This window comes from Kitasatospora sp. NPDC042419, from assembly GCF_056437345.1.
The window spans coordinates 508,139-517,211 of the sequence record NZ_JBWKAW010000005.1; the positions used below are offsets into that span (position 1 = coordinate 508,139).

The window sequence follows — 9,073 nt, forward strand, 5'->3', positions numbered from 1 at the left end:
CGCAGGAGGCCGGATCCACCGGCCCGGCGTTCATCCTCCGAATGGGCCGACCGGGCTGACGGGATGTCACCCCGTAGAGTGCAAGTTGCCACCGTTCGGGGGATGTTGCTCGCCCTGACCGGCGCGATATTCCTAATTTGGGGCCCCCGGAAGGGCGATCGACGGCCGCACCGGCGGGCGTCAGCGGCACGGCTTGCGGATCAGCTCCCCCGGCCGGGGGAGAGGGCCCCATGCGACAGCCGACCGTCCGCCGACCGCTCGCCCGGATCGGCCTCACCCTGGCCCTCCTGGCCGGGCCGATCCTGCTCACCGCCGCCCCGGCGGCCGGCAGCCCGCCGGGCGCCCCGCCGGGCCGGCCGGCCGCGGCCGGCACCCCGGCCTCCGTCCTGCTGGAACTCGGCACCGAACCCGCCGCCCCCGCCTGGCGCCGGGCCGGTGCCGAGGCCCGGCGGGCCCAGCGCTCCCCGGAAGCCGCCCGGCGCGAGGCCGCCCGGGCCGGGGCCGGGCAGCGGGCCCGGGCCTCCGAGGCCCTCGACCGGCTCGCCGGTGCCGTCCGCCGCGCCGCGCCCACCGCCCGGGAGCTCTACCGCACCCGCACCCTGCTCACCGGCCTCGCCGTCACCGTGCCCGCCGACCGGCTGCCCGCGCTGCGCGCCCTCCCCGGGGTCGCCGCCGTCCACCCGATCGTCCGCAAGCAGCGCGCCAACGGCCACTCCGTGCCGGTCACCGGCGCGCCCGAGGTCTGGTCCGGCACCTCCGCCGACACCTCCCCGGGGACCGGCGGGAACACCGGCCAGGGCGTCCGGATCGGCATCGCCGACAGCGGCATCGACTACACCCACGCCGACTTCGGCGGCCCCGGCACCGCGGAGGCCTTCACGGCGGTGGACGGCGCGAAGCCCGCCCCCGCCGGACTCTTCCCCAACGCCAAGGTGGTCGGCGGCCGCGACCTCGTCGGCGACGACTACAACCCCGACCCGGCCTCGCCGCACTACCAGCCCGAACCCCGCCCCGACGACAACCCGATCGACTGCGCCCGCAACGGCCACGGCACCCACGTCGCCGGCACCGCCGCCGGCCTCGGCGTCACCAAGGACGGCCGCCCCTACCCCGGCCCGTACCGGCCCGGCCTCGACCCGGCCGGCTTCGAGGTCGGCCCCGGCGCCGCACCCGGCGCCCAGCTGTACGCGATCCGGGTGTTCGGCTGCGACGGCTCCACCGACCAGCTCACCCAGGCCCTCGACCTGGCCGCCGACCCCGACGGCGACGGCGACCTCGGCGACCGGCTCGACGTCCTCAACCTCTCGCTCGGCAGCCGGTTCGGCTCCACCGACGACGCCGACTCCCTCGCCGTCGACCGGCTGGCCGAACTCGGCACCGTCGTGGTCGCCGCCGCCGGCAACGAGGGCGACGTCTACGGCATCGGCGGCAGCCCCGGCACCGCCGCCCGGGCCGTCGCCGTCGCCGCCTCCGTCGACCCGCACAGCGACGCCGACGGCCTCACCGTGCTCGCCCCCGAGCCGCTCGCCGGCATCGTCCCCGCCCACTGGAGCGCCCGCTACCAGGACTGGTCCACCGCCGACGTGAGCGGCACGCTCGCCCTCCCCGCCGACCAGTCCGACGGCTGCACGGCGTTCACCGAGGCCGACCGGCAGCGGATCACCGGGAGGATCGCCGTCCTCGCCTGGCGCACCCGCGAGTCCGAGCGCGCCTGCGGCTCCGGCCCGCGCGCCGACCACGTCGCCGAAGCCGGCGCGATCGGCGCCCTGCTCGCCGCCGACGACGACCACCTGGCCGAGATCGCCGGCAACGACCGCGTCCCGCTCGCCCTGCTCGCCCGCGCCGACGGCGAACGCCTCCGCGAGGGCGCCGCCGCGGGCCCCGTCCAGGTCCGGCTCGCCGCCCCCGGCAACCCGCTGCACGGCGTCGTACCCCAGGACCAGCCGCAGCGCCTCGACACCCTCACCGACTTCACCTCCCGCGGCATCGGGGTGCCCGGCGTGGTCAAGCCCGACCTGGCCGCCCCCGGCGAGACCATCTGGTCCGCCAAGGTCGGCAGCGGCACCGGGGGCCAGCGCGAGGACGGCACCTCGATGGCCACCCCGCACACCGCGGGCCTGGCCGCCCTGGTCCGCTCCGCCCACCCCGACTGGACCGCCGAACAGGTCAAGGCCGCGCTGATGAACACCGCCGGCGACACCTGGCTCGGCGACGGCTCCACCGGCCCGGCCTACGGTCCCGGGCGCACCGGCGCCGGACGCGCTGCGGTGGACCGCGCCGTCCGCACCCCCGCCGTCGCCCACGCGGCCGGCGCGGGCGCCGTGGAGGGCGCCGTCGGCGTCTCCTTCGGCCCGGTGGCGGTCGGCGGGCCGCTCACCCTCGACCGCGAGGTCGAGGTGCGCAACCTCTCCGGCTCCCCGCTCACCTACCGCACCGGGTACGCGGCCGCCACCGAACTGCCCGGGGCCCGCTTCGACATCGCACCCGACCGGATCGACGTCCCGGCCGGCGGCAGCGCCCGGGTCCGGGTCACCCTGGCCGTACCCGGGGAGCTCGGCCGCGTCCCGGACCCCACCATCGCCACCCTCCAGGGCGGAAAGGCCCGCACCTACCGGGGCGAGCTCTCCGGCCGGCTGCTGCTCACCCCGGACGACCCGGCCGTCCCCGAACTGCGGGTGCCCGTCCTCGCCGCGCCGCGCGCGGTCTCCGACCTCACCGCCACCACCCCCGTCCGCACCACCCGGGCCGACGCCCTGGCCGCCCTCACCGGCACCGCCGCACCCGGCGAGCGCCCGGGCCTGCTCAGCGCCTTCGCCCTCGGCGGAGAGGCCGCCCGCTGGCCCGACTGCCCGCCGGACAGCGGCGCGGCGGTCGGCCCCGGCGCGGGCATCGTGCCCGAGGACAGCACCGACGAGGCCGCCGCGATCCAGGACGTCTGCGTCGAGCGCCCCGGCGACCGGGCCGCCAACCTGCGGGCGGCCGGAGCCGCGACCGACGCCCCCGCGGTCGGCGGCGACCCGCTGGCCGAGGGCACGCTCTACCTCGGCGCCCAGGTCTGGGCGCCCGCCGCCACCCCGGTGGGCCTCTTCGCCGTCCGGGCCTCGCTGGACACCGACGGGGACGGTGTCACGGACGTCATCGTCAAGGCCGACCGGCAGCGCGGCAGCGACGTCCTGGTGGCCCGCGCCCTGGACGCCCGCACCGGCGCCGAGCTGGACGTCCAGCCGCTCAACGCCCGCTGGGGCGACACCGACACCGCGCTGCTGGACAGCGACGCGGTGGTCCTCCCGGTCCGGCTGAGCGCCCTGCCTGGCGTCCGGGCGGGGCAGAGCACCGTCCGCTACGCGCTCTGGACCGGCGTGGCCACCTCGGGCAAGCCGGACCCGGCCGGGGCCTTCTCGGCGATCGGGCTGCGCGGCACCCGGCCCACCCTGGCGGTCGACGTCCTGCAGCCGGCCGTCGACGTCCGGGCCGGCCAGGGCGGGCCCGCCGCCGTCGCCGCCCCGGCCGGGCCCGGCACCGTCCTCGACATCCGCCGCACCGAGGGCGACCGGTCCCGCCTGCTCCTGCTCCACCACTTCAACCCGGACGGCGCCCGCGGGCAGGTGCTGACCCTGCCGTGACCGCCCCGAGGGAGCGCCCACCGAACGGCGGGCGCTCCCTCGCGAGGGCGAAGTCTCCGGAGGGCGACCCGAGTAGCCTGAGACCAGCCACGAGGATGCCCCCATGGGAGGAACCATGAGCGTCGCGCCCTACCCCGACTGGATTCGGCCCCCCGTCGGTGGTTACACCGCCGAGGACCTCGACCGGCTGCAGGATCTCCCGCCGCACACCGAGCTGCTCGACGGGAGCCTGATCTTCGTGAGTCCGCAGACGAAGTTCCACATGCGGATGCTCAAGGCGCTGGAACGGGCGTTGGACGACGCCCTGCCCGACGGCTGGGAGCTGTGGCGCGAGATGACCATCAGGTTGAACAAGCGCAACCGGCCGGAGCCCGACCTGCTGGTGGTCGACGCGGACTCGGACACTGGGCTGACCCAGACCTTCTGCTCGGGGGAGGACGTGCTGTTGGCCGTCGAGGTGGTGTCGGAGGAATCCAGGGAGCGCGACCGGGAGGTCAAGCCCCGGAAGTACGCCGCCGCAGGCATCCGGTACTTCTGGCGGGTGGAGAACGACGAGGGGCGGCCGGTCGTCTACACATACGAGCGCGACCCGGCTACCCGCGCCTACGTGCCGACCGGGATCTTCCACGACCGGCTGACCGTGCAGTACCCGTTCCCGGTCGACATCGCGCTGCCGGGCTCCTCTGCGCGTCCGGATAGTGGACGCCAGATGTCAGGCTCTGGGACACCGGAGTAGCCTCCGAGCATGTCTCGCACGATTCGTCTCGCAGTTGTCCCCGGTGACGGCATCGGCCAGGAAGTGGTGGCCGAAGGCCTCAAGGTCCTTGGCGCGGTACTCCCCGCCGACGTGAAGCTGGAGACCACCGAGTTCGACCTCGGCGCCCGGCGCTACCACCGCACCGGCGAGACGCTGCCGGACAGCGTCCTGGCGGAGCTCAAGGCGCACGACGCCATCCTGCTCGGCGCCATCGGCGACCCGAGCGTCCCCTCGGGCGTGCTGGAGCGCGGGCTGCTGCTGAAGCTGCGGTTCGCCTTCGACCACCACATCAACCTCCGCCCGGGCCGGCTCTTCCCCGGCGTGAAGTCCCCGCTGGCCGGCGAGCCGGACATCGACTTCGTGGTCGTCCGCGAGGGCACCGAGGGCCCGTACGTCGGCAACGGCGGCTCGCTGCGCACCGGGACCGAGCACGAGGTGGCCACCGAGGTCAGCCTGAACACCGCGTTCGGCATCGAGCGGGTCGTCCGGGACGCCTACCGGCGCGCCGACGCCCGGCCGCGCAAGAAGCTGACCCTCGTCCACAAGAACAACGTGCTGGTGCACGCCGGCCACCTGTGGACCCGGATCTTCGAGCAGGTCGGCCGGGAGTACCCCGGGGTCACCACCGAGTACCTGCACGTCGACGCGGCGACCATCTTCTTCGTCACCCAGCCCGAGCGGTTCGACGTCATCGTGACCGACAACCTGTTCGGCGACATCCTGACCGACCTGGCCGCCGCCGTCACCGGCGGGATCGGCCTGGCCGCCAGCGGCAACATCAACCCGAGCGGCGACTTCCCGTCGATGTTCGAGCCGGTGCACGGCTCGGCGCCGGACATCGCGGGCCAGGGCAAGGCCGACCCGACCGCCACCGTGCTGTCGGTCGCCATGCTGCTCGACCACCTCGGCCTCGCCGCCGAGGCCGCCCGGATCGAGACCGCGGTCGCCGCGGACCTCGCCGGGCGGACCGGAACCCGCACCACCTCCCAGGTCGGCGACGCGCTCGCCGCCCGAGTATCCGGCTAGGCCGGAACCGAAAGAAGGTAGTCCGGCCTGGCAGGGCCGGAACCGACAGACGGTGTTCCGGCTGGTGGGCCGGACCCCATAACGGCAGCTTGCGGCTCCCCAAGGAGCCGACGACTGTTCGGCACGGCCCTCTGGATGCGAGTATCGACAGTGGGCCGTGCCGTCGTGCGTCCGTTTCGGAGCAGTTCGCCGAGACGTCCACCGGCGGAGGCGGCCCGGACCAACCCCACGGTGAAGGACACACAGCCATGAGCACGCCCACCCAGGCGCCCATCACGTTCGACCTCAAGCCCTCCGCCCACCCGCTCTCCGACGCGGAGCGCGAGGCCCGGCTGGTTAACCCGGGTTTCGGGCGGGTCTTCACCGACCACATGGTCACCATCCGCTGGACCGAGGGGGTGGGCTGGCACGACGCCCAGCTGGCGCCGTACGCGCCGCTGGAGATCGACCCGGCCAACATGACCCTCCACTACGGCCAGGCGATCTTCGAGGGGCTCAAGGCGTACCGCCAGGCCGACGGCTCGATCTCGACCTTCCGCCCGGAGGCCAACGCCGCGCGCTTCCGGGCCTCGGCCCGCCGGCTGGCGATGCCGGAGCTGCCGGTCGAGACCTTCGTCGAGGCGGTCGAGCTGCTCGTGCAGCAGGAGCAGGCCTGGGTGCCGAACGAGCCCGAGCAGAGCCTCTACCTGCGTCCGTTCATGTTCGCCACCGAGGTCGGCCTGGGTGTCCGCCCGGCCAACTCCTACCTCTTCATGATCATCGCCTCTCCGGCCGGCGCCTACTTCCCCGGTGGCGTCAAGCCGGTCTCGGTCTGGCTCTCCGAGGACTACGTCCGCGCCGCCCCGGGCGGCACGGGCGCCGCCAAGTGCGCCGGCAACTACGCCGCCTCGCTGGTCGCCCAGGCCGAGGCCGCCGCCAAGGGCTGCGACCAGGTGGTCTGGCTCGACGCCGCCGAGCACCGGTGGATCGAGGAGATGGGCGGCATGAACCTGTACTTCGTGTTCGGCGAGGGCGAGGACGCCCGGATCGTCACCCCGGAGCTGTCCGGAGCGCTGCTGCCCGGCATCACCCGTGACTCGCTGCTCCAGCTCGCCGCCGACCTCGGCTACGCGGTCGAGGAGCGGAAGATCTCCACCGAGGAGTGGAAGCAGGGCAACGCCGACGGCACCCTCACCGAGGTCTTCGCCTGCGGCACCGCCGCCGTCATCACCCCGGTCGGCTCGGTCAAGTCCCGCGGCGGCGACTGGACCGTCGGCGCCGGCGAGCCCGGCGCGGTCACCATGGAGCTGCGCAAGGCCCTGCTCGCCATCCAGGGCGGCCAGGCGCCCGACACCCACGGCTGGCTGCACAAGATCGTCTGACCGCCCCGAGCGGCACGTCCGGGCGCCCGCTGCCGCGCGGCGCCCGGACCCGCGGGCGGTCGGCCCGGCCGCCGTTCCCGTCGGCGTTCCGGCCCCCGTCCCGGCCGCCGTGTTCCGGATGGCGAGACGGGGCGGCCGGACCCCGGACGGATGTGCCAGACTGCGAGCGTGTCCTCGCTTTCGCTGATTATTAGCAGCAGGCGCGCCGGTCCGCAGTGACCGCTCCCGCAGTACCCGATGCGGAGCGACCACCAGCGTCCAGACCCGCGCGCAGACCTCTCGCACCCGCGAGGGGTCTTTTTGTTTCCCCCGGACCGGCCGGAGCCCCCACAAGGGACTCAGGGACACCGGGGCGCGCGCGGGATGCTGGACAGTGGAGCCGGATCAGAACCGGCAGAGCAGTACCCGACCTCCCGGAACGGAGAACCCAGGGTCATGACCCAGGCGAGCAACCTCCCAGACGACGCCTTCCACGTCTTCGACACCACCCTGCGCGACGGGGCCCAGCGCGAGGGCATCAACCTCACGGTGGCCGACAAGCTGGCCATCGCCCGGTACCTGGACGAGTTCGGGGTCGGCTTCATCGAGGGCGGCTGGCCGGGCGCCAACCCCCGGGACACCGAGTTCTTCGCCCGCGCCGCCGCCGAACTGGACCTCGCCAACGCCCAGCTGGTCGCCTTCGGCGCCACCCGCCGGGCCGGCGGCAGCGCGGCCGAGGACCCGCAGCTCGCCGCCCTGGTGAACTCGGGCGCACCCGTCGTCACGCTGGTCGCCAAGGCCCACGACCGCCACGTCGAGCTGGCGCTGCGCACCACGCTGGACGAGAACCTGGAGATGATCCGGGACAGCGTCGCCCACCTGCGCGCCCTGGGCCGCCGCGTCTTCATCGACTGCGAGCACTTCTTCGACGGCTACAAGGCCAACCGCGACTACGCCCTCGCCGTGGTCCGGGCCGCCCACGGGGCCGGCGCCGAGGTGGTGGTGCTCTGCGACACCAACGGCGGGATGCTGCCGGCCGGTGTGCACGAGACCGTCGCCGACGTGCTCCGCGAGACCGGTGCCCGGCTCGGCATCCACGCCCAGGACGACACCGGCTGCGCCGTCGCCAACACCCTGGCCGCCGTGGACGCGGGCGCGACCCACGTCCAGTGCACCGCCAACGGCTACGGCGAGCGGGTCGGCAACGCCAACCTGTTCCCGGTGGTCGGCGCGCTGGAGACCAAGTACGACCGCCGGGTGCTGCCCGCCGGCAGCCTGGCCGAGATGACCCGGATCTCGCACGCCATCGCCGAGGTGGTCAACCTGACCCCCTCCACCCACCAGCCGTACGTCGGCACCTCCGCCTTCGCCCACAAGGCGGGCCTGCACGCCTCGGCGATCAAGGTCGACCCGGACCTCTACCAGCACATCGACCCGGAGACGGTCGGCAACACCATGCGGATGCTGGTCTCCGACATGGCCGGCCGGGCCTCCGTCGAGCTCAAGGGCAAGGAGCTCGGCTACGACCTCTCCACCGACCGCGACCTGGCCGGCCGGGTGGTGGCCAAGGTCAAGGAGCAGGAGAGCCTCGGCTACACCTACGAGTCCGCCGACGCGTCCTTCGAGCTGCTGCTCCGCGACGAGGTGCGCGGCAACCGGGCGCGCTTCTACACCCTGGAGTCCTGGCGGACCATCAGCGAGCAGGGCCCGTGGGGGTCCCCCCGGCCGGAGGCCGGGGGAGGGAACCCGGGGAACGAGGCCACCGTCAAGCTCTGGGCCAAGGGCGAGCGCATGATCGCCACCGGTGAGGGCAACGGCCCGGTCGACGCCCTGGACCGGGCGCTGCGCACCGCCCTGGAGCGGATCTACCCGCAGCTGGCCAAGCTGGAGCTGGTGGACTACAAGGTCCGCATCCTGGAGGGCCAGCACGGCACCGGCTCGAAGACCAGGGTGCTGATCGAGACCACCGACGGCACCTCCGCCTGGTCCACCGTCGGGGTGGCGGACAACGTGGTGGCCGCCTCCTGGCTGGCGCTGGAGGACGCCTACACCTACGGCCTGCTGCGGGCGGGCCTGGAGCCCGGCACCGACTGAACCGCGTGCGCGTACGCGTGCGGGTGCGGCCCGTGGACCCTCGGGTCCGCGGGCCGCACCGTTCCCGCACACGCCGTTCCCGTGCACGCGGGCGCCGTACCGGCCGCCGCCCCGCGCGCCGCGGCCGTACGCGCCGGACTCAGCGGAGCCGGGCGAGGAGGGCGTGTTCGACGAGGGTGATGAGGGCGCTCTTGGCGCTGTCGCGGCGTCGGGCGTCGAGGGTGATGACGGGG

Annotated in this window: 5 protein-coding genes and 1 pseudogene; 5 read left to right on the forward strand and 1 reads right to left on the reverse strand. The window is 74.7% G+C overall.

Annotation, left to right across the window (positions count from 1 at the left end; translation table 11 throughout):
- Positions 1–230 precede the first annotated feature (230 nt).
- The 5 genes from AC067J_RS14360 to cimA all read left to right on the forward strand — a co-directional run bounded on the left by AC067J_RS14360 (position 231) and on the right by cimA (position 8,840).
- Positions 231–3,623, forward strand: coding sequence for a S8 family serine peptidase (locus AC067J_RS14360; RefSeq protein ID WP_478298923.1), 3,393 nt, complete (start codon positions 231–233; stop codon positions 3,621–3,623).
- Between the two features lie 103 nt (positions 3,624–3,726).
- Positions 3,727–4,359: a Uma2 family endonuclease gene (locus AC067J_RS14365; protein ID WP_478298925.1), complete on the forward strand. Its 633-nt coding sequence runs from the start codon at positions 3,727–3,729 to the stop codon at positions 4,357–4,359.
- A 9-nt stretch (positions 4,360–4,368) separates the two neighbouring features.
- Positions 4,369–5,406 (forward strand): 3-isopropylmalate dehydrogenase, encoded by a 1,038-nt coding sequence (locus AC067J_RS14370; protein ID WP_478298927.1) that lies wholly within the window; start codon positions 4,369–4,371, stop codon positions 5,404–5,406.
- 248 nt (positions 5,407–5,654) lie between these two features.
- Positions 5,655–6,767: a branched-chain amino acid aminotransferase gene (locus tag AC067J_RS14375; RefSeq protein ID WP_478298929.1), complete on the forward strand. Its 1,113-nt coding sequence runs from the start codon at positions 5,655–5,657 to the stop codon at positions 6,765–6,767.
- Positions 6,768–7,202: 435 nt separating this feature from the next.
- Complete coding sequence (cimA, locus tag AC067J_RS14380) at positions 7,203–8,840, forward strand: citramalate synthase (protein WP_478298931.1); 1,638 nt, start codon at positions 7,203–7,205, stop codon at positions 8,838–8,840.
- A 139-nt stretch (positions 8,841–8,979) separates the two neighbouring features.
- On the opposite strand, the pseudogene AC067J_RS14385 reads toward cimA, so the two are convergent.
- Positions 8,980–9,073, reverse strand: a pseudogene (locus tag AC067J_RS14385) (ATP-binding protein); the annotation flags it as partial.

Excerpts from the sequence above, each read along its gene's own strand:
- AC067J_RS14360 (WP_478298923.1), top strand. The coding sequence starts at position 231 with ATGCGACAGCCGACCGTCCGCCGACCGCTCGCCCGGATCGGCCTCACC.
- AC067J_RS14365 (WP_478298925.1), top strand. The coding sequence starts at position 3,727 with ATGGGAGGAACCATGAGCGTCGCGCCCTACCCCGACTGGATTCGGCCC.
- AC067J_RS14370 (WP_478298927.1), top strand. The coding sequence starts at position 4,369 with ATGTCTCGCACGATTCGTCTCGCAGTTGTCCCCGGTGACGGCATCGGC.
- AC067J_RS14375 (WP_478298929.1), top strand. The coding sequence starts at position 5,655 with ATGAGCACGCCCACCCAGGCGCCCATCACGTTCGACCTCAAGCCCTCC.
- cimA (WP_478298931.1), top strand. The coding sequence starts at position 7,203 with ATGACCCAGGCGAGCAACCTCCCAGACGACGCCTTCCACGTCTTCGAC.